Genomic DNA, 20,349 nt, shown 5'->3' with positions numbered 1-20,349 from the left:
ACCCTCCAAGACCTGTCATCCCCAATAAAGAAACGGCACGACATTGAGGAGCCAGATTGCTGCCCACAGCGTGCGAATGCGAGCGTTCTTATGCCGGCGCAGCAGGACCGCCACCGCGACGGCCGTCACGGCCAGTTCAATGCCGCCGCCCCAGGCGCCGTAGTGGCGCGGGTCCCAATAGGAAACGGGGCTCGCGAAACGATAATCGCTGAACGGGAAGAACTGGCGGTGCGCGTCATCGTGATGCAAGGGGAAGTCCGTGCAGGCGTGCAGCAGCAGACTCAGGGAGAACCATTTGAGGACTTCGCTGCGCGCGGCCAGAGCCACGGCGAGCGCGCCCAGGATCAACGGGAAAGAATGCAGCGCGTCGAGAACAGGTTGAACAGGCGAGGCGAAGTAATCCTGGCGCCATATCCGAAGCTCAGGCGCCCGCAGGATCAGCTTCTCGTAGGCATAGAACAGATAGATGGGCGCATCGGGCAAGGCCCCGCCGAGCAACGCCGGCCAGAAACGGCGGGCCGGGCGGCTGCCGACGGCGGCGCAGCCGATCAAGACGTGGCTGGGCGTGTTCACGGACCCTTGCTTGGGGGAACCGCGGTCTTGCCGTCCAGGATCGCCTGGAAAGTCGGCAGGTCGTTGGTCGGCAGCTCGCACGCGTAATCGACGCACACGTAGGCCGTCGCCTTGCCCTTGATCGGGGTGACGCCTTTGAGGAACGGCAGCCACCTCATCAAGGTCTCGCGGTCTCCGCCTTCCCCGACGAGCATGAGTATCTTGTGCGGCAGGAACCGCTCGTGCACCTCGCGCAGCATCCTCCGGGTGTCCGGCGCGTCCGGGACGCCGGCGATGATGATCTGCTTCGGCTTTCCGAGGGCATAATCGAGCGCCGCCAGCATCTGCGGCAGCGAGCGCGGCTGCTGCTTCATCTGCGCCCCGAAGCGAGTCAAGGTCTTATCCGCGGCTTGCCGGAAGTCCTTGCGGCCGGTGAACTGCGCGAGCCTGAGAAAGTTCAACGCCGCCACCGAGCTCGCCGCCGGAATCACGTTGTCCGAGTCGTCCATGGAGCGCAACAGCAGGTTCTTGTCGTAGCCGGGCGCGGTCTGATAGAAGCCGCCCTTCCCGGCGTCATAGAAGACCTTGAGCTGCGCCTCCGAGAGCCGAACCGCCCAGCGCAGCCAGTCCGCGTCGAGGGACGCCTCATAGAGGTCGATGAGTCCCTGTGTCAGCAGGACGTAGTCGATCGCCAGACCTGAGACCTTCCTCTCGCCTTCCCGCCAGCGACGGTATAGGCGGTTCTGCTTCTCATCGTAGAGCCGGGTCCGGATGAAGCGCGCGGACTTCTCGGCGGCCCGGAGGTAGCCGGGGTCGTCCAAGACCTGAGCCGCCCGAGCGAAGGCCGAGATCATGAGGCCGTTCCAGTCTGAGAGGACCTTGTCGTCGAGGTGCGGACGAGGCCGCTTGGCGCGGACTTCGAGTAGCTTGGCTCTGGCCCCCCGCAGGAGGCCCTCGGCCTCCGCCTCGGACTTGCCGAATTTGCGGGCCGTCTCGGGGATCGTTCTGGCGGCGAATAGGATGTTCTTGCCCTTGAAGTCGCCATGGGGGTCCGACTCGGCGTTGCCGTTCGGCTCGACGCCGTAGCGGTAGCTGAACAGCTCGGCGGCCTCCTTGCCAAGGACCTGGTGGACCTCGTCCTTGGACCAGAGGTAGAACGCGCCCTCGGAGCGGTGCTCGTGACCCACGTCGTCCACCTTGCCCGCGAGTTCCGGCGGCAGGCTGTCGGCGTCCTCGGCCGAGTAGAAGCCGCCCTCGGGATGCGTCATGTCGCGCCGCACGTACTCCAAAGTCTCGCGCGCGACGTGGGCGAAGCCCTCGTCCTTGGTGACCTGGTAGGCGTCGATGTAGTTCGCCGCAAGTTGGGCGTTGTCGTAGAGCATCTTCTCAAAGTGGGGGATATGCCATTGGGCGTCGGTCGAGTAGCGATGGAACCCGCCGCCGACTTGGTCGTATATGCCGCCCTTGGCCATCTCCTTGAGCGTGTGCACGACCATGTCGAGGGCTTTCTTGTCCTTGGACCGGGCATAGTAGCGCAGCAGGAAGTTCTGGTTGACCGGCATGGGAAACTTCGGGGCTCCGCCGAAGCCGCCCTTGGAAGAGACGAAGCTGTCCTTGTAGCCCTCGAAGGCGCTCGTCAGGGCCGCGGGGTCCAAGGGCCCGCCGCGCCCCTCGACCAGGACGTAGCGCCCGAGGGCCTTGACCACCCTCTCGGCGTCCGACCGGACATCCTCGCGCTTGGTCGCCCATACCTGCGCGACCCGCTGGAGTATCTGCTTAAAGCCCGGACGGCCGTACATCGACTCGGGAGGGAAATAGGTGCCGCCGAAAAACGGCTTGAGCTCGGGAGTCAGCCACAGGGACAGGGGCCAGCCTCCGCCCCAGCCGGCGCCGCTGGCCGCGCTCATGTAGATCTCGTCGACGTCCGGACGCTCCTCCCGGTCCACCTTGATCGAGACGAAGGACTTGTTCATCACCGCCGCGATCTCGGGGTTGGAGAAGGACTCTTTCTCCATCACGTGGCACCAGTGGCAGGTGGAGTAGCCGATGGAAAAGAAGATCGGCTTGTTCTCCTTGCGGGCCTTGGCGAAGGCGGCCTCGCCCCAGGGATACCAGTCCACGGGGTTGTAGGCGTGCTGGAGGAGATACGGGCTCTTCTCCCCGGCCAACCGGTTGGGCTTGCGCTGGGGAGCGGCGGCATCGCATACCACAGTGGTCATCAAGGCCCCGACGAGAAGGCCGCAACTTCGCTTTGCCGCGTTGGGATGCTTCATGACCGGACCTCCTTCGTCAATTTCGTCAGGAATTTCTTCTCGCTAGAATAGCGGCGATGTCTTTCTCCAACTGTTCCGCTCCCCAGGGCCTCCCCCGGAACGCTCCGGGGGAGGCCTCCTGGGCCGGCGGCTAGCGCCCAGCCGTTCTCCTCTGGCGCTGTGCCGGGCGAGCTACCGAGCCCGGCCTAGTCCCTCATCAGCACCATCTTGTTTTTCTCGTTGTAGGTGTAGCGCGGCTTGCCGTTGACCTTATGGATCACGGTCTTGTCGATCTTCCAGCCCTCCGGAGTCTTGCTGGCGTAGAAGTCGAGGTCCAGCTTGTCCTTCTTCCCTTTCTCGACCGTCTTGAAGTCGGCGCAGGCGAAGAAACGCTGGTCGCCCAGATGGACGACCCGCTTCTTGTGGACCCCGATGAGCTTGAGCGCCCACTCCTTGCCCAGCTTCTCGTCCTGGATTTTGAAGGCGCCCCCTTCGGCCGCGGACCGTTGGGCGACGTGATCCTCGACGGCCTTGGTGAACTCCTTGTTCATCGCCTTGGTCCACGCCTTCGACCCGACCGGGTGCTCGTGGCCCTTGGGATGCTCACCGGCCGGAGCCGATTCGACAGTCCCGCTTGGCGCGCTTGGATGCTCCTTGGGATGCTCGCCCGCCCGCGACGCGGCGGCTGAAGCCAGCGCCAAACCAAGCGCCAGTGCCGGTATCATTTTCTTCATGTTCTCTCTCCTCCTTTGATGTCTTTGTAACGGCGTTTGAACTCGATCTCGTGGAAGGGCTTCCCTCCGATTTCCGCGTAGGGACGGATCATGTAATTCAACGGCCGTCCCTTCTGTCCGGGGAGGCGGATCTCCCGGCCGGTCGAGACCAGGACCCGGTTCGGGTCCAGGCTGCCGAAGTAATAGTCAGCCTTGGCCGGGTTCTTCCAGGCCTCGGAGATGTCCACGGGGAGCCAGCCCCTGCCCGCGACGTGGAACTCGGCCCAACAGTGGTAGGGTTTGAGCACCGGACCTTCGGCCGCCTCGGGCAGGGGATAGCCCATCTTGAATCTGGCGGGAATGCCCTCGGCTAGAGCGAGAGCGATGAAGAGGGAGTGGAAGTCCGTGCAGTTGCCCTTGCCCACCCTGCAGGCATAGACCACGTCGCCCCGGCCCCAGCCCTCGCCGCTGGTGTCGTAGCTCATCCGGCCGAGCACCGAACGAAAGAGCGCCCGCGCCTTCTCAAGGGGGTCCTGAAGGCCTCGCGTCGCCTCGCGGGCTATGCGGCGGACCTCATCGTCGATCACGACCAAACCGCGGGGCTTCAGAAAAATGGGGGGGAGCGGCTCCGCCTCCGGTTGGGGACCGCTCTGCTCCCTCCGGGTGACGCGATACCGGAGCTTGATCTCCACCGTCGCGGGCCCCGCGGATTTGGACTCAAAATAGAGCAGGGGATTCTTGAATTCGGAGTCCGCGCTCACCCGATGGGGCCAGGGCGAGTCGACCTCGACCAGCTTGGCGGTCTGGAAGGCATCGCTGGGCAGCCGTGGAATCCAAAGCCGAGCGGTTCGCTTTCCCGGGGGAAGGCTCAAGCGGACGGTCTCGGCAAGCTCCAGCGTCCGAGTCGAAGGGGACTTCGCCGGCTCGGACCGCGTCCCGGCTGCGAACCCCAGAGCCAGTACGAGTCCGATGAAGCCCGACAGAGCGCCCAGACGAATCGCCGTAAAGCTCCTGGAAACTAAGTGCATTCCGGCCTCAAAATGTTACGTAGGGCATAAGCGAAGGCGCGGCGAGAATGGATACGCCGTGCCTTCCGCATGATCAGAAGGAAACCTGGGCCTGAAGGGACCACTCGTCGTTGGTGACCGGAGATCCGCTCTCAAGCCTCTTCGTAAAATTAAGCGAGAGCTTGTTCTTACGATCCGCGGTGAAGAGATAGTCCAGGCCAGAGGTCAGCGCATCCTGGCGGCTTCCCGCCGTATCGCGGTCCGGATTCCATGACTCCCATCTGAGACCTGGACGCAAGGACCTGCCCACAGCCCACGCCATTCCATTCCCACGCGCCCGGCGACGTCCTTGCTCTCGTTGTTCTCGGCCGTGTTCTGACCCGATCCATTGAACAGTCCGACACCGTACTCAAAGCGGAAGTCGCGCAGCTTGATCTTGGTGCTGCCCACCTGAGCGCCGAAGTCCCTCTTGTCTCCGAAGGTCCCCGTTACGACGGAGCGCTCGATGAAGTCAAGGTCCCCGGAACTCCAACGCCCCTCCAAGCTCTGGGGGAATTTGTACTGCCCGAACTGCACATCGGCATACGGGACATAGCTCAAAACGATGAAGCCGTCCTTGGTGATGCTGCCGGCGAGGAATGGGTCCACCATCAACCCGCAAGATATCCTGTCAGCCACGATGTCACCAGAAAGCTTTACTTCGGCGCGTCGCCCCTTGAAGGCATCGTTCACTCCTGGAGTCTCATCATGGAAGGCTTTTACCTGCAGGAGCAGCCCGATTTTCTGTTTCCCGAGGAAAGTCCCCACGGGGTTCTTTTCCTGTTCCGCCTTCCAATTCTCAAGGGATTTGAGCCTCTGCTCCAGGGATTGGCCCTCTCCCTCCGAGGCGGGAGCCTCGGCCCCTGCGACCCCAGCGAGACCGCCGCAAATAACCAACAGCATAATGTTCAGAAATACAGATCGCATGTTGCGTCTCCTTAAAGTTATAGAAACGGCCCATTTAGGTCGAATTTCATGGACCAGAATTCCGGCCCACGGCTTACGCCTGCCCTACCAACATAGGGCTTCTATAGTCCGCAGTCAAGGCATCGGAGTGGCTCCGGTTGCTTGAGGGCTGGCCTAGATTTTGCGGAGCGCCGAAAGGATGCGGCGCTTGGCTCCGTCCAGCGTGCCCGGATCGGGCTTGCGTTTCCACGCCTTCCTCAGCGCCTCGGAGATCAGGCCGAGCTGCCGGGCGAAACGGCTGCAATGCCCGCACATCCCAAGGTGGAGCCGCGCGAGCAGCCGCCTGTGCCACGGGAGAATCTCGAATTCGCCCTCGGCGAGCTTTCGCGTGACCTCGCGGCAAGTAGGAAGCAACCCATCCATGATCATTTGAGCCGTACCCAGTTCTTCTCCAGGCACTCCCGGAGTCCCATCCTGGCCCGGCACATGAGCACCCGCAGATTGGTATAGGTCACGCCCAAGATGTTACAGATCGCCTCCGAGGACTCTCCCTCCGACTCTCTGAGGAAGAAGGCGGCCCGCTGGCGCGCCGACAGCTTCTCGGCGCACTTCTCGATCCACCCCTGGATCTCCTTGGTCAGCGCGCTGTCCTCGGGCCCCTGGGGCGGCTCGGCCCACATGCCCTTGGAATCGAAGCGCTTCTCGAAATCCTCCTGGATCTCATCGAGGCTTTCCTCGCGATGGCGCTTGCGGCGCATGTCGGAGGCCTTGTTATAGAGGATGCCGAACAGGTAGGTCTTGAGCTGGGACCTTCCCTCGAAGCGCTCCACGGCCGTCAGGAAGGCGACAAAGGTCTCCTGGACCAACTCCTCCGCGTCCGCCTCGGAGAAGCCCATGGCGAAGGCCCCCGCCATCAGCGGCTGCGTGTAGGCGTCGACGAGCTTCTCCATCGCGCCGTTCTTGCGCGTTCGGAGATCGCGGACCTGCTCCTCGATGGCCTTCTCTGTCATGGATTCGAGAATTTGCTCCTAACATCCTAGCAGTTTGGCCTACTTGCGGTCATGAGCAGAATGGGTGTAACCTTTCCGGGGTTCACCCTACTTATGACCGAGCCATATGGCGAGGAAATGCCGCCTCCACGTGCCGTTGGAAAGCGGCGGACCTGACAAAGGAGGGCTACAATGGACTTGATGACTTCCGCCGGTTTGTTTGGCGCCGCGCTGCTGGCGTTCGCAAACGGCGCCAACGACATCTCGAAGTCGATCGCCACCTTGGTCGGCAGCGGCGAGTCGGACTATAAGCGAGCCGTCGTTTTGACATCCTTCGCCGTGGCCGCCGGCGCGGTCCTGGCATCGGCCTGGGCCATCAAGATGACTTTGCTGTTCACGAAGGGGATGCTGCTGCCCCAGACGCAGATCAACCAGCTCTTCGCCATGGCCGTGCTGGCCGGCGCCATCGGCTGGGTCCTTCTCGCGACAAGGCTCGGGCTTCCCGTCTCAACCACCCACGCCATCGTGGGCAGCGTCATCCTGACGGCGGTCTATGCCTTCGGGTTTTCGAGCGTCCTCTGGAGCGGGGTCACGACGAAGGTCTTCCTGCCGCTCCTTCTATCACCCGTCCTCGCTTTCGGCTTGGCCCGCCTCGCCTTCCGGAGCCTGTTCTGGTTGTGCCGGCAGAAATACTGCCTGAACTGTCACTGGGCCCACTGGATGAGCGCCATGTCGAGCGGCTTCGCGCGGGGCTTGAACGATACCCCAAAGATCGCGGCCCTGGGGCTGGTGTTCTACTTCCTGGCCGACCCCGTCGTCTCGGTCGCCCCGCGCTGGTTTTTCCTCGTCCTGGCTCTCTCCAACGCCCTCGGCGGCATCGTCATGGGTCTCAAAGTGACGGAGACGCTGGCGCACAAGGTCACGCGGATGGACCATCTCGAAGGCTTCGCGGCCAACCTGGCGACCGCCGCCCTGACCGTCGCAACGGCGGTCCATGGATTTCCGGTCTCTACGACCCATGTCTCGAGCTCGGCCATCATGGGCATGGGGCTTCGCAAAGGCACCGCCGCGATTGATTGGAAGGTCGCCGGTGAAATCCTCGCGGCCTGGCTCATCACTTTGCCCGCCGCCGGCATTCTCGGCGCCGGCGCCTACTGGACGCTCAAATGGATGCCTGCCAGTGAGGTATACTCCCTTCTGGCAGGCACCTGGCGCACCATATTGCGCCAGGTGTTTTAAAGGAGATCGACCATGGAAACCTCGACCGCAGAACTCAAAGACGCCGCCGTGCTCTACAAACCGGACCTTCACGCCTTTGAGCGCGACGGCGTGAACTTTTTCGTGGACGCCGAGGCGCCCAACTGGATGGCCACGGACGCCAGGGGGGCGGAACTGCTCGGGCAAATCGACGGCAAGAGGACCTTGGGGGATATCCGCCGGCGCTACGCCGCGCTTCAGGATATGGACTCCGGCAAAAGCTGGCGGGACGTCCATGTCTTCGTTCGGGAGGCGCTGCGCAAGGGAATGCTGTCCTTGGAGCCCATCCACCGATCGGCCTACGTCGGACGCGCGCAACACCTGGAGCCTGAGTCGCTCAAGGAATTCTGGATACACCTTCTCCAGACCTGCAACCTCGCCTGCACTCACTGCCTGGTTTCTTCCAATCCCCAGGGCGCCAAGGGAGAGGGCGTCGCCTTCTACGCTCGGATGATCGACCAAGCCCACGAACTCGGGGTCCGGCGCTTCTACTTCACCGGCGGCGAGCCCTTCGTCCGCGAGGACATCGGCGATTTGATCCGCCACGTCACGGAGGCGAAGAAGTCGGAACTCATCATCTTGACCAACGCCACGCTTTTTGAGGGGAGCCGGCTCGAACGGCTCAAGGGCCTCGACCGCGAAAAACTCAAGTTCCAAGTCAGCTTGGATGGGACCACTCCTGCGGTCAACGACCCCATCCGCGGTCGCGGCGTGTTCGAGAAAGCCTCGGAGGGCCTGAAGGCGTTGAACCTCCTGGGCTTTGCGACTTCCTTGACCGCGGCGGTCACGCGGTCCAACCTGAAGGACCTGGAGGAACTGCCGGCTCTGGCGAGTCGGCTGGGCGCGAAATCCGTGCACCTCATGTGGCTCCACAAGCGTGGCCGGATCCTGCAGACCGCCGGAGGCGACTCCTTCCCGGCCACGGCCGAGCTTCTGGCTCTATCGCGCAAGGTGAGGGAATCCTCCGAAAAGCTCGGCGTCACTTTCGACAACTTCGCCTCCATCCGGAAGCGCGTCAACGGCTGGCCGGGGATCAAGTACGACCTGGGCAACCTGTGCTGGGAGAGCCTAGCCCTGTACATGGACGGGCAGGTCTATCCGTCGGCCGCGTTGGCCGGCGTGCCCACGTTGAGTCTCGGGCCGGCCCGGCAACTGCCCCTGCGCTCCCTGTGGCTGGAGAGCCCCGTCGCCAAGTCCTTCCGCGAAGCCAGCGTAGCTGAGATCGCGTCGCTTTCGGGGCACCCCTTCCGCTATCTGACCGGCGGTGGTGACATGGAGCACAGCTATTTCTTCAGCGCGAACGGCAAGGAAGGCAGCCTCGTGGCCCAAGACCCCTACCATGACCTGTACGTGGAGCTGATCCAGGACGCGATGGCGGAACTGGCCCTGAAGAAGAAGGCGGCCTTGAACCTCAAGTCCGGCTTCAACCCACCCCCGGTCTACCATGCCATGGGAGACGACTCCATCGCCTGCAGTTCGGACGCCCGCGACCTGCTCTCGGAGAACGGCAACCGCCGGGTCCGGCTGCTGCACACCAACTGCGTGCTCTCCTTCGACGTGGAGAAGCCCTACCGGATCATCCAGAACTTCTACGGCAAGGCGGCGATAGAGCCGCAAAAGGAGCTCTGCTGCCCCGTCAAGTACGACGAGAGCGAGGTGGGACACATCCCGCAGGAGGTCATCGACCGCTTCTATGGCTGCGGCTCGCCCATCTCGTCGGCCGAGGTCCGCCCGGGGGAGACGGTATTGGACCTCGGCTCGGGCGCCGGCATCGACTGCTTCATCGCGGCCAAGAAGGTCGGGGCGAGCGGCAAGGTCATCGGCGTGGACATGACCGACCCGATGCTCCAGACCGCGAACCGATGCAAGCCCGTGGTCGCCGAACGCCTCGGCTATGACGCGGTGGAATTCCGCAAGGGCTACCTGGAGAACATCCCGGCGGACGACAAGAGCGTGGATCTGGTGACCTCCAACTGCGTCATCAACCTGTCGCCCGACAAGAGCAGGGTCTTCTCCGAGATTTGGAGAATACTCAAGGACAACGGCCGCCTGGTGGTGGCCGACATCGTCGCGGACCAGCCGGTGCCATTGTCGCTTCAGGCGCACAAGGACCTGTGGGGCGAGTGCATCTCGGGGGCGCTGTCGGAGGAGGAGTTCATCGCCGGCTTGGAGAAGGCCGGCTTTTACGGTCTTGCTCTCCTCAAGAAGACCTTCTGGAAGGAGGTGGAAGGCTACAAGTTCCACTCGATCACCGTGCGCGGCTTCAAGTTCGAGAAGAAGGCGGGCTGTTCCTTCATTGGCCAGAAGGCAATCTACTGGGGACCCTACAAGGCCGTGATCGACGAGGAGGGCCACCTTTTCCCGCGCGGGGAGGTCGTCGAGGTCTGCACCGACACGGCGGCAAAACTCAAGGCCGCCCCTTACGTCGGCCGCTTCGCCCTGATCGAACCCGATGGCTCGCTGGAGGCCTCTTCAGGAGCCCTCTCGCAAGAAGCCTGCTGCGCGACGGGAAGCGGCGGCTCATCCTGTTGCTGATGGAGCAGCGCGATACCCAGTCGCTTTCTCGATCGGCCTCAGCGAAGTTCCTCCTCGTCATCGCGTCCTCCACCCTCGCCGGACATGCGGCATTGCGCCTGTATGCGCCCCTGCGGCAACACATCCCCGAGTTCCTCGCGATTTACGCCGCCCTCTGCCTGCTGTCCATGGCGACCGCATTTTGGCTCACGGACAACGCCCCGGTCCTGGAGCCGCTTTCAGCGCGCGCGCGCGCCGCCCTGCCTTGGCTCATCCTCGGTTGCGCGGCCCTCTTTCGCCTCGTCCTGATCTGGGGGCCGCCGATGATCTCGACCGACGTGTACCGCTATGCCTGGGACGGGCGCGTGCAGCTCGCCGGGATCAACCCCTACCTCCACGCGCCGTCGTCTGCGGAGTTGGCCTCCCTGCGGGCCTCGTGGCACGGACTCATCAATCATCCCGAATTGTCCACGATCTACCCGCCCCTGGCTCAGTGGGTCTTTCGCCTTGCCGCGACCGCCTCTCCCGCCGTGCTGGCTCAAAAGGGCGCCTTCGTCTTCTTCGACTTGCTCACGATCTGGCTGCTCATGCGTTTTTTGAGCGCGCGCGGGCAGTCCGCCGCGTGGGCGACGCTCTACGCCTGGCATCCGCTGCCGGTGATCGAGTTCGCCGGCTCCGGGCACCTTGACCCTCTGATGATGTTCGCCATGTTGGCGGGCCTTTACCTCCTCGAAAGAGGGAGGCCGCTGGCCGGCTGCGCCGTGCTCGGGCTGTCGGCCATGGCCAAGCTCGCGCCGCTCGTCATGATTCCATGGGTCCTAGTCCAACGCCGCCGCGGCCCCGCCCTCGCCTACTTCGGCGTCATCGCCCTCTGCGTCGCGCCATTTGCGGGTGACCTCTGGGAGGCCTATAGGCAAGGACTTCCCATGTTCGTAGGAATGCGGGCCTTCGCGTCGGAGTGGCTGACCAATCCCGGGCTTTTCAGCCTGGCGATAGCCGTCATTGCCGATCCCGCGGCCCGGAGGATCGCGTTCGCCGCCGCCCTGGGCACCCTCTCCATACCTTGGGCCCTCGCCAACAGGGATCGCCCGACCGCCTACGCTTTGGGCTGCCTGTTCGCGCTGCTCTTGTGCAGCCCGGTCGTCCAACCCTGGTACGTCCTCTGGCTGCTCCCTCTGCTGTGCCTGCATCGCCTCTGGAGCGCTCTGGCCTGGACCTGGCTCGTGGGCTTGGCATACCTGATGGTCGACAGCCGCCTAAGAACCAGCCCTTGGCTCGTTCCTGCCTCGACCCTTCTATGGCTGGCGCAATACGGCACCGTTCTTGGGCTCCTCCTTTGGGAAATCGGCAGGCTCATCCAGGCCGCGCGGTGTAACGTTTCCCCCGCTGCTACGACTCAGTTTCAGGAGACGAACGCACCATGAACATCTCGGTCATCATCCCCACGCTCAACGAGGAGGAAAATATCGCCCAGGCGATCGCGCGCCTTCGGCTGAGCTCAGGCCCCGGCCGAGTGGAGATCATTGTCGCCGATGGCGCAAGCTCCGACCGCACCGCGGAGGTGGCTAGAGCCAAGGCGGACAAGCTCATCCAGGTAAAGCAATCAGGGCGGGCCTTGCAGATGCAGAAAGGAGCGTTAGCCTCCAGCGGCGACCTGCTCCTATTCCTCCACGCGGACACGAGGCTTCCAGGGGACTGGCTCGATGAGTTGACTCAAGCCTGGTCGTCCGACGATGCGCCGGTCGCCACGGCCTTCCGGCTGGGGTTCGGGAGTCCAGACCCCTACTACCGCTTCGTCTCCCGGCTGGCAAGCCTCAGAACCGACCTGACCCGCGTCCCTCATGGAGACCAAGGCATCGCCTTGCGTCGGGATACCTTCCTCAGGATCGGAGGTTTTCCGCCGGTCCCTCTGATGGAAGAATACGAGCTCTTCAAGAAGCTCAAACCGTTGGGCCGGGTCATGATACTGCCGGGCTCGGTGGCGACGTCCGCCCGGCGCTACGAGAGAAACGGCAGGGTCTTCAACGCCCTGCGTAGCGTGGGCATCATCGTTTTGTATTATCTGGGGGTGCCTCCGCGCTCCCTGGCGAGGTTGTACCGATGACCGCAGCATTCGCAGTCGAATGCAAGGGAATGGTTGAGCCAAGCAGGCGAATACCATGAACACGATCATCGTCTTCGTCAAAGCCCCGGTGGCGGGACAAGTCAAGACCAGACTCTGCCCTCCGCTGTCTTTCGCCCAGGCCGCGGAACTCTACCGCGCCTTCGTCAAAGACACCCTGGCGTCCGCGGCCGGGGTTCCAGAGGCGCGGGTCGAAGTCGCTTATGCCCCTTGCGACGATCACCCGGCCCTGGACTGGATCGAGCCGCGAACCCCACTCCGCTTCTTCCTCCAGCAAGGCGTTGACCTCGGCCAGCGGCTTGAGAATGCCTTCGCCAAAACTTTCTCCGACGGCGCGGACAAGGCGGTGATCATCGGGTCGGATACGCCCCAGCTCGATTGCGCCATCGTGGCGAAGGCTTTCTCGGTCTTGGACCGCGAGGAGGCCGTCCTAGGTCCCGCGAGAGACGGAGGCTACTACCTGATCGGCCTGCGCAAGGCGCGCCCAGGCCTGTTCGCTCGCATACCCTGGTCAAGCGACAAGGTCTTCGCGGAAACGGTTGCCCGCGCGCGGTTGGAAGGCGTTTCCTTGGGACGCCTTCCCGAATTGAACGACATCGACACCTTCGCGGATCTGGAGCGTGTCGCCGACGAGCTGCGTGCCGGCAGTCCGACCAGGGCGGCATTCACGAGAGACGCGCTCGCCGCATTGCTCAGCGAGGAGAAACTCCATGACGCCGCGTAACATCAGCCGACTCTTCATGCCGTTGGTGGGGGGAATCGTTCTGGGCGCCCCGGCCTTGGCCGCGTTCGACCCATCCCACGCTCTTTGGGAACAGGTTCTCCAGTCCCATGTCCAAGACGGGCGCGTCGATTACAAGGGACTCCAGTCCCATCCGGAAGCGCTTGACCGCTATCTTGACTCCCTGGCCGCGCTCCGCCCGGCAGAGCATGATTCCTGGTCCAGCGAGGCGCAGATCGCCTTCTGGGTCAACGCCTACAACGCCTTGACCGTCAAAGCCATCCTCGACCATTACCCGATCAAGCCCTCCTGGCTTGGTTCGGTACGCTATCCGAAGAACAGCATCCGGCAGATACCCGGCGTGTGGGACAAGCTAAGATTCCGCGTCATGGGGCGCAGGGTCACGCTGGGGGAGATCGAGCACGAGACGCTGCGCAAGAGGTTCAAAGAACCGCGCATCCATGTGGCCTTGGTGTGCGCCTCCATCGGCTGCCCACCCTTGCGCGGCGAGGCGTTCACCGGACCCAAGCTCGACTTCCAACTCGACGACCAAGCCGGGCGGTTTCTGAAGTCCACGGACAAGTTCCGGATCGACCGGGACGCGGGAGTCGTCTACCTGTCGCCGATCTTCCAGTGGTTCGGCGGTGACTTCACGCAGGCCTACGCGCCCTCCTCGGGATTCGGCGGTCACAGCGCGGAGCAAAGAGCCTCGCTGAACTTCATCGGCCGCTCCTTGGGCGATATCGACCGCGCCTTCCTGACGGAGCGAGAGTTCAAGATCAAGTACCTCGATTACGACTGGTCGCTCAACGAGAGGCCGCGGCCGTGAAACTCAGGCATGTCGTCATCGCGCTCTTGGCCGTGGGGCTGTTCGTCTTCCTGCGACAGCAAGACGCCCGAACGCTGCTCGAAGGACTTCTTATCCGCGTGCATGGCCTCGGCCCCTGGGCGCCCGCCGCTTTCATAACCGCCTACGTCGCGGCCTGCGTCTTGTTCCTGCCTGGATCGCTGCTCACGCTGGGAGCGGGAGCGCTGTTCGGGCTGGTCATGGGGACGGTGTATGTCTCCATCGCCTCGGTGGCGGGCGCGACGGCTTCGTTCTTGATCGGCCGCTATATGGCCCGGGAATGGGTCGCACGGAAGCTGGAAACCAACCCGAGATTCGCCGCCGTGAGCGCGGCGGTCGCGCGAGAAGGCTGGAAGATCGTCGGATTGACGAGGCTCTCGCCCGTATTCCCGTTCAATCTCCTGAACTATGCCTTCGGGATCACGGAAGTCCGGCTGCGGGACTATGTCCTGGCTTCATGGATCGGCATGCTGCCGGGAACCGTCATGTACGTCTACATCGGTTCGCTCGCCGGCAGCCTCGCAGGTCTCGGCTCGGGCGGCCGAGCCCGGACGAGGATGGAATGGGCACTCTACGCCCTCGGCCTCGCCGCCACCGCGGCCGTGAGCGTGCTCATCACGCGCCTAGCGCGTTCCGCTCTCGACGAGCAAACCCGGGTCCAATCATGATATTCGGCATCCCGACGCTCCGTTTCGCCATCGCCATCCTGCTGGGAGCCATCGGCCTTGCCCTGATCGGCTGCGGCGTGGAAGTCTGCTGGACGCGATTCGGAGGAAGGAAACGCGGGCGCCGCAACTTTCCGGGGCATGGCCCTACTCATTTTTAGGCCGCACCGTTGCGTGGGAGGACGGCATGAAGACGGACACGACGTTGAACGACCGGAGGCTTATGGATCAGACCGTGCGCATCGAGCCCTTTGACGAACATAACCGCACGGTCGTCGCGAACGCCCATCCGCCCGCCTGGGTCAACCCGCAGCCGGCGGACCGCTACAACCTCGTCGTCATCGGCGCGGGCACGGCCGGGCTCGTGACGGCCGCCGGGGCCGCCGGGCTGGGCGCGAAGGTAGCCCTGGTCGAGAAGCACTTGATGGGCGGCGATTGCTTGAACGTGGGCTGTGTCCCGTCCAAGGCCCTCATCCGGGCCGCGCGCGCCTGCGCCGACGTGCGCGACGCGGGAGAGTATGGGGTGCGCGTCCCGCCCGGGACGACGGTAGATTTCCCGAAGGTCATGGAGCGGATGCGGCGCTTGCGCGCGGCATTAAGCCCCAACGATTCGGTCCAGAGGTTCAAGAACCTCGGCGTCGATGTCTTCCTGGGACAGGGGAAGTTCGTGTCGCCGGATTCTCTGGAGGTTGACGGCAAGCGCCTGAGCTTCTCGAAGGCCGTGATCGCCACGGGAGCGCGCGCCGCGAGGCTGCCGATCCCGGGGCTTTGGGAGGCGGAGGCGCTGACCAACGAGACGGTGTTCAGCCTGACCGAGCTCCCGAAACGCCTCCTCGTGATCGGCGCGGGCCCCATCGGCGTGGAGCTGGCGCAGGCTTTCGCGCGGTTCGGCTCGCACGTGACCCTGTTCGAGGCGATGCACGGGGTCTTGCCCCGCGAGGACTTGGACGCCTCCGAGCTTATCCGCAAGGCTTTGGGCCGGGATAAGGTAGAATTTCTGTGCTGCGTCGATATTGAGCGCGTCGAGCGTCGCGGCGGCGAGAGGGTGGTGCGGTTCAAGTCCAAGCACGGCCCCTCGGGCGAGGCGGCCTTCGACGCCGTGCTCGTCGGCGTGGGGCGCTCGCCGAACGTCGAAGGCCTCGGGCTTGAGACCGCGGGGATCAGCTACGACAAGACCGGGGTCAAGGTCGACGAGCGCCTGCGGACCTCGAATCCCAAGGTTTACGCGGCGGGCGACGTCTGCTCCGCCTACAAGTTCACGCACGCGGCCGACGCCATGGCCCGCATCGCCATCCAGAACGCGCTGTTCATGGGGCGCAAGCGGGCCGGCGCGCTGACCATCCCCTGGTGCACCTACACCGATCCCGAGATCGCGCACGTGGGCCTTTACGAGAAGGACGCCAAGGACAAGGGAATCCCGGTCGAGACCTTCGTCTCGGAATTCCGTGACGTGGATCGCGCCGTCCTGGATGGAGAGAGCGAGGGGTTCATCAAAGTGCATGTGCGCAAGGGAACGGACCATATCCTAGGCGCGACCATCGTGGCCCGGCACGCCGGAGAGATGCTCAGCGAGATCTCCGTGGCCATGACCCCGGGAGCGGGACTCAAGACCATAGCCCAGACCATCCATCCCTATCCCACGCAGGCCGAGTGCATCAAGAAGGTCGCCGACGCCTACAGCCGGACGCGCCTGACGCCTTTCGTCAAGGACGTGCTCGGCGGGTGGCTTCGATGGAGCCGATAAGCCGCCGCCTGCAAATCTGGCTGTGGAGAGCTCTCTGGCCGTTGAGGGCGCGGCTTCACCCCGGCGTCGAGGTGGGAGGGTGCTTCCCCGATTTCACCCTAAAAGATGTCGATGGGAAGTCTCATTCGCTCTATGACGGCAAGCCAGGCGGCCTGACGGTGTTGTGGCTCACGAATCTCTGCGATGACTGCCGGGCTCGCATCCCGCTGCTGGAGGAGGCGCGCCGCGAATCGGGCGGCCGCCTCCGCGTCCTAGCCGTCAGCATCCTGGACATCAACGATCCTCTGCCGCCGAAGGTCGCGCGGAATTGCGGGTTTCCGATCCTCCTCGACCCCGACGATATCGTCGCGCGCCGGCTCGGGCAGACGCACCCGCCCGGGACATGCCCGCTGCGAAACCTTTACGTCGTGGACGGCGCCGGCAGGATACGCTTCAAGCACCATCTATCGGCCGTGCGGCCGGCGGAGTTCCGCGCGGCTTTAGGCGCGCTGAGCAAGGAGCGGTCATGAAACCGCTCACGGCCTTCGTCTTGGCGGGCGGTGGCAGCCTCGGCGCCGTACAGGTGGGGATGCTCAAGGCGCTGGCGCGGGCCGGGGTCGTCCCGGACTTGGTCGTCGGGGCCTCGGTCGGCGCGATCAACGGCATGTTCTACGCGGGCGACCCGACGCCCGCGGGTGTGGCGCGCATCGAGCGCATCTGGTTCGGCTTGTCCCGCCGCGACGTGTTCCCTTTCCCGCTCGTGCAGGCCCTCCTCGGCCTCTCCGGGCGCTCCTCCCACGTCTCGGACCCAGCCCTGCTACGCAGGGTCCTGGAGCCGCGGCTGCCTTGCGACCGGCTCGAAAAGTGCGCCCTGACCTGCGCGGTCGTGGCGACCGACCTGATCGACGGAACCGAGCGCGTCTACAGGGAAGGGCCCGCGATGGACCTTTTGCTCGCCAGCGCGGCGATTCCGGCCCTGTACCCGCCGGTTCTGCACGAGGGACGATTCCTCGCCGACGGCGGCTTATCCAATAATGAGCCGGTCTCGACCGCCGTCTCCCTGGGCGCGACAAAAGTGATCGCGCTTTCGACCGGCTTCTCCTGCGCGCTCTCGACGCCTCCGCGCGGGGCCGTTGCGACGGCGCTCCACGCCTTGAACCTCCTCATCAATCGCCGCCTCGTTCGGGACCTTGAGGAAACCGCCGGCAATGTCGAGATCGCCGTCGTCCCTCCGCTCTGCCCCGTGGAAGTGACCCCCTTCGATTTCTCCAGCACCGCCCAGCTTATCCGCCGGGCCGAGGCCTCCACAAGGCTTTGGCTGCGCCATGGCGGCTTGTCGCGACGCGGAATACCCGCGGAGCTTTCGCCGCATGGCCATTCACCCGAGCCTATTCGCCCGCAGGAGTGCGCCGCGCCCCAACGACCGTCGAACACTGAAGGGAGGACGACACGATGAGCCAGTACCTTATCGTTCTGCACGCGGGAAAGGAAAGCCATGAAGGGCTGGCCCGCGCCTATCACGCGCTACTCTACTGCAAGGACTTCTTGGAGAAAGGGCACGGGGCCAAGCTCGTCTTCGATGGAGCGGGGACCGAATGGGTGCCCGAACTGATGAAGCCCGAGCACAAGCTCCATCCGCTGTTCAAGGAAATACAGGCCACGGGGTCGATAGACGCGATCTGCGATTTCTGCGCCGGCGCATTCGGAGTGAAAGACCTGGCTCAGAAGAGCTCTATCCCCATGAAGGCGGAGTTCCAGGGCCACCCGTCCATCGCGAAGTATGTTTCGGAAGGCTACCAGTTACTGGTTTTATGATGTGACCGACGATGATTCCCAAGGACTGCCCTTTCAAAAATCCTCCGACACGACGGAATCCGGCCTTGTGGCTGTGGGCGGCTCTTGGGGCTGGGGCCTTTCGCCGATTCCAAGCGCAGTTCGGGGGCCAGTGCGTATGGATTCCGAAACGAGGCGATCAATACCCATGCAAAACTTGTCCTCATCGAGTCGCCCATATTCATGCCTTGCGCCGAAAGGGAACCTCCATACGCCAAATCAGCAAACGTTTCGATATTTCCAACAAGCACGTCTACGCCCTTCTCAGGACAACTCCGACTGCGATTCACCTTTTTGATGTAAATAATACTTCCACGACGAGCCCTTTCTTTGTAAAAAGTGTTGGTTCACTGCCGTTGCGCCAACGGATGCTTCGCAAGAACCGGGCGTCCGCATGCAATGGAGGGATTGTTGCGAAATGGCATGGGGGATCTCATGAAAAACGAAAGAGCCGTTCTAATCGCCGGCAACAGCTCTTCTCATGAAGATTTGACCATCACTTATAAAGAGTGGATGCTGATTCAAAAGCTTCGCAAGGCGCGCGAGCTGGCGGCACAAGGCCATCGCTCGCGCATGGAGATCATGTTCTACGACAGCGGCAAATCCTGTGATATCACGATCGAAGACCGTGAACGTGTCGTGGAACGAATGGTGGACAAAGACATGAAATAGCGGTCGTTCCCTTGGGTAAAAATCCCGGGGGCTCTTAAACGACGATTTAATCGGTCTAGCTGAAAAACAGAGGCCGGTATCCTTAACGGGATATCGGCCTTTTTGCATTTCAGGGATATTAAGAGAGGTGATTCTATGAAGCGTCTCATAGCAGTAGGAATTTGGGCCATCCTGCCTGTTTTTATCGGAGGCGTGACAGATGCGCAGGAGGGGACCGGCTACCGAGACTTTCTAAAACTGGGAACCGCTCAAGGCTATGGGGGCGAAGACTGGCTGCGCTATGAGCGCTCGCAGATCAAGCATCAGATCAAGCAGGGGATACCCCCGAACCTGCAGCCCGCGTTTGCCGGCGACGCCTATACGCTGCCCCCCAATGCGTTCCGTATCGGCCTTTCCGGTCGCTTCGCGCGCATCGGCGGCGACGATTTCTATGATGACAACGAGGTCGAGCCGATCGATCTGACGGACAGGGTGGTCACACGGCAGTTCGGCGATCTCGACTTCTTGTACGGGTTCGACCTAAACCGACGTTTCCTTCACAGCTTCACGCTTCGGGTGAACATCCCCGTGCTCGGCAGCCGCGTTGGCGGGCAGGCTTATCCCGAGGGCTTCAAACCAGGCATGACCGTCCTCGGCGACGGCGCCACGCAGGACGTCGGCGACATCGGGATCTTCCTGAAGAAGAAACTCCAGGATCAGGCGAACTTCCCGGTCGGCGTCGCGCTGATGGGCGGCTTCACGATCCCGATGGGAAGCAACGCGCGGAAGTTCGCCAATGACGGCAAAGGCGTCCAGGTCCGGATGCCGGATATGAGCTGCATGTTCCCAGGACGCGACTTCACGACGAGCCCTCTCACCTCGGCCGATTTCGCCCCCATGCTCGGGATGGCGATGCCCGCGATGCCCTGCGGCATGAAGGTCGGGCAGTTCCCGTTTCCCTTGAGCCCGGACAACGTCTTCGACCGGTTCTCGCCCGACGGCCGCCTGCCGGCGCTCATGCAGCCTGGGCTGGGGGCGGTGAGTTACACCGCGGGCCTCTTCTTCACCAGGCAATTTCTCCAAGGCGACTGGGGACCTCTGGATTCCGTCCTCGGGCGCAGTGCCGCGCACCTGGGCGCCACGCATCAGTTCGTCTCCAAGCACGACGGCATCGACCCCGGCGACACGACGACGTTCTTCGCGTCCTTCGTCAAACCGCTGTTTAAGGACTACTTGTCGCTCGATACCACGTTCCTCGGCAAGCGGCAGGAGACGGACCACTACGATGGCCAGATCATCCACCCGTTCCCCACGCCGGGGGTGTGCGGGGGCGGCCCCTGCGTCACCTTTCGGCGCATCGACCGCCCTCCGTTCCAGGGCGGCATCAGCGGCTACATAGCGCCGAGTCTTATTTTTAGCCCTGACCCTCAGATCCGCCTGACGGCAACGGGCATGTTCAGAGTCAAGACGCCTGAATTGGGACCCGCTCCCGCCTTCATTTCCCGTCTGGCAATGGAGGTGACATTCTAATGAACAAGCAAACTTTTTCCGGAGGAAC

Annotated in this window: 20 protein-coding genes; 13 read left to right on the top strand and 7 right to left on the bottom strand. The window is 63.4% G+C overall.

Annotation, left to right across the window (positions count from 1 at the left end; translation table 11 throughout):
• Positions 1-15: 15 nt before the first annotated feature.
• The 7 genes from HY921_10585 to HY921_10555 all read right to left on the bottom strand — a co-directional run bounded on the left by HY921_10585 (position 16) and on the right by HY921_10555 (position 6,479).
• Positions 16-573, bottom strand: coding sequence for a hypothetical protein (locus HY921_10585; protein ID MBI5631314.1), 558 nt, complete (start codon positions 571-573; stop codon positions 16-18).
• Complete coding sequence (locus HY921_10580; GenBank protein ID MBI5631313.1) at positions 570-2,771, bottom strand: thioredoxin domain-containing protein; 2,202 nt, start codon at positions 2,769-2,771, stop codon at positions 570-572. The genes HY921_10585 and HY921_10580 overlap by 4 nt, the downstream gene beginning before the upstream one ends.
• 239 nt (positions 2,772-3,010) lie before the next feature.
• Positions 3,011-3,538 (bottom strand): hypothetical protein, encoded by a 528-nt coding sequence (locus HY921_10575; protein MBI5631312.1) that lies wholly within the window; start codon positions 3,536-3,538, stop codon positions 3,011-3,013.
• Entirely contained in the window at positions 3,535-4,545 is a 1,011-nt protein-coding gene (locus HY921_10570) for a transglutaminase domain-containing protein (protein MBI5631311.1), read from the bottom strand. The genes HY921_10575 and HY921_10570 overlap by 4 nt, the downstream gene beginning before the upstream one ends.
• A 204-nt stretch (positions 4,546-4,749) precedes the next feature.
• A complete protein-coding gene (locus HY921_10565) occupies positions 4,750-5,466 on the bottom strand; it encodes a hypothetical protein (protein MBI5631310.1) in 717 nt (238 codons plus the stop codon).
• Positions 5,467-5,643: 177 nt separating this feature from the next.
• Positions 5,644-5,898, bottom strand: a complete 255-nt coding sequence (locus HY921_10560) for a zf-HC2 domain-containing protein (protein MBI5631309.1) — start codon at positions 5,896-5,898, stop codon at positions 5,644-5,646.
• On the bottom strand, positions 5,895-6,479 hold the full coding sequence (locus HY921_10555) for a sigma-70 family RNA polymerase sigma factor (protein MBI5631308.1): 585 nt from the start codon (positions 6,477-6,479) through the stop codon (positions 5,895-5,897). Before HY921_10555 ends, HY921_10560 begins: the two co-directional genes overlap by 4 nt.
• 180 nt (positions 6,480-6,659) lie before the next feature.
• On the opposite strand from HY921_10555, the gene HY921_10550 reads away from it, so the two are divergent.
• From HY921_10550 to HY921_10490, 13 genes are all read left to right on the top strand, one after another.
• The gene (locus HY921_10550; protein ID MBI5631307.1) at positions 6,660-7,697 is read left to right on the top strand and encodes an inorganic phosphate transporter; all 1,038 of its coding nucleotides are present in this window, start codon (positions 6,660-6,662) and stop codon (positions 7,695-7,697) included.
• 12 nt (positions 7,698-7,709) lie between these two features.
• On the top strand, positions 7,710-10,250 hold the full coding sequence (locus tag HY921_10545) for a methyltransferase domain-containing protein (protein ID MBI5631306.1): 2,541 nt from the start codon (positions 7,710-7,712) through the stop codon (positions 10,248-10,250).
• The gene (locus tag HY921_10540) at positions 10,250-11,653 is read left to right on the top strand and encodes a DUF2029 domain-containing protein (GenBank protein MBI5631305.1); all 1,404 of its coding nucleotides are present in this window, start codon (positions 10,250-10,252) and stop codon (positions 11,651-11,653) included. The genes HY921_10545 and HY921_10540 overlap by 1 nt, the downstream gene beginning before the upstream one ends.
• Positions 11,650-12,333 (top strand): TIGR04283 family arsenosugar biosynthesis glycosyltransferase, encoded by a 684-nt coding sequence (locus HY921_10535; protein ID MBI5631304.1) that lies wholly within the window; start codon positions 11,650-11,652, stop codon positions 12,331-12,333. Before HY921_10540 ends, HY921_10535 begins: the two co-directional genes overlap by 4 nt.
• Before the next feature lie 55 nt (positions 12,334-12,388).
• Positions 12,389-13,075 carry a TIGR04282 family arsenosugar biosynthesis glycosyltransferase gene (locus HY921_10530; protein MBI5631303.1) on the top strand — a complete coding sequence of 229 codons (687 nt, stop codon included), beginning with the start codon at positions 12,389-12,391 and terminating at the stop codon, positions 13,073-13,075.
• Positions 13,062-13,901 (top strand): DUF547 domain-containing protein, encoded by an 840-nt coding sequence (locus HY921_10525; GenBank protein ID MBI5631302.1) that lies wholly within the window; start codon positions 13,062-13,064, stop codon positions 13,899-13,901. Before HY921_10530 ends, HY921_10525 begins: the two co-directional genes overlap by 14 nt.
• Entirely contained in the window at positions 13,871-14,587 is a 717-nt protein-coding gene (locus HY921_10520; protein ID MBI5631301.1) for a TVP38/TMEM64 family protein, read from the top strand. Before HY921_10525 ends, HY921_10520 begins: the two co-directional genes overlap by 31 nt.
• 220 nt (positions 14,588-14,807) lie before the next feature.
• Complete coding sequence (locus tag HY921_10515) at positions 14,808-16,328, top strand: mercuric reductase (GenBank protein MBI5631300.1); 1,521 nt, start codon at positions 14,808-14,810, stop codon at positions 16,326-16,328.
• Positions 16,316-16,837 carry a TlpA family protein disulfide reductase gene (locus tag HY921_10510; GenBank protein MBI5631299.1) on the top strand — a complete coding sequence of 174 codons (522 nt, stop codon included), beginning with the start codon at positions 16,316-16,318 and terminating at the stop codon, positions 16,835-16,837. Before HY921_10515 ends, HY921_10510 begins: the two co-directional genes overlap by 13 nt.
• A complete protein-coding gene (locus tag HY921_10505) occupies positions 16,834-17,763 on the top strand; it encodes a patatin-like phospholipase family protein (GenBank protein ID MBI5631298.1) in 930 nt (309 codons plus the stop codon). The genes HY921_10510 and HY921_10505 overlap by 4 nt, the downstream gene beginning before the upstream one ends.
• A complete protein-coding gene (locus HY921_10500; protein MBI5631297.1) occupies positions 17,760-18,122 on the top strand; it encodes a DsrE family protein in 363 nt (120 codons plus the stop codon). The genes HY921_10505 and HY921_10500 overlap by 4 nt, the downstream gene beginning before the upstream one ends.
• Before the next feature lie 453 nt (positions 18,123-18,575).
• Complete coding sequence (locus HY921_10495) at positions 18,576-18,812, top strand: hypothetical protein (protein MBI5631296.1); 237 nt, start codon at positions 18,576-18,578, stop codon at positions 18,810-18,812.
• Positions 18,813-18,947: 135 nt separating this feature from the next.
• On the top strand, positions 18,948-20,321 hold the full coding sequence (locus tag HY921_10490; GenBank protein MBI5631295.1) for a hypothetical protein: 1,374 nt from the start codon (positions 18,948-18,950) through the stop codon (positions 20,319-20,321).
• The last annotated feature ends 28 nt before the right edge of the window (positions 20,322-20,349 follow it).

This window comes from Elusimicrobiota bacterium (assembly GCA_016218575.1).
Lineage (GTDB): Bacteria > Elusimicrobiota > Elusimicrobia > UBA1565 > UBA9628 > JACRDN01.
The sequence above is the reverse complement of the archived record's forward strand: the minus strand, read 5'-3'. Positions and strand labels throughout refer to the sequence as shown.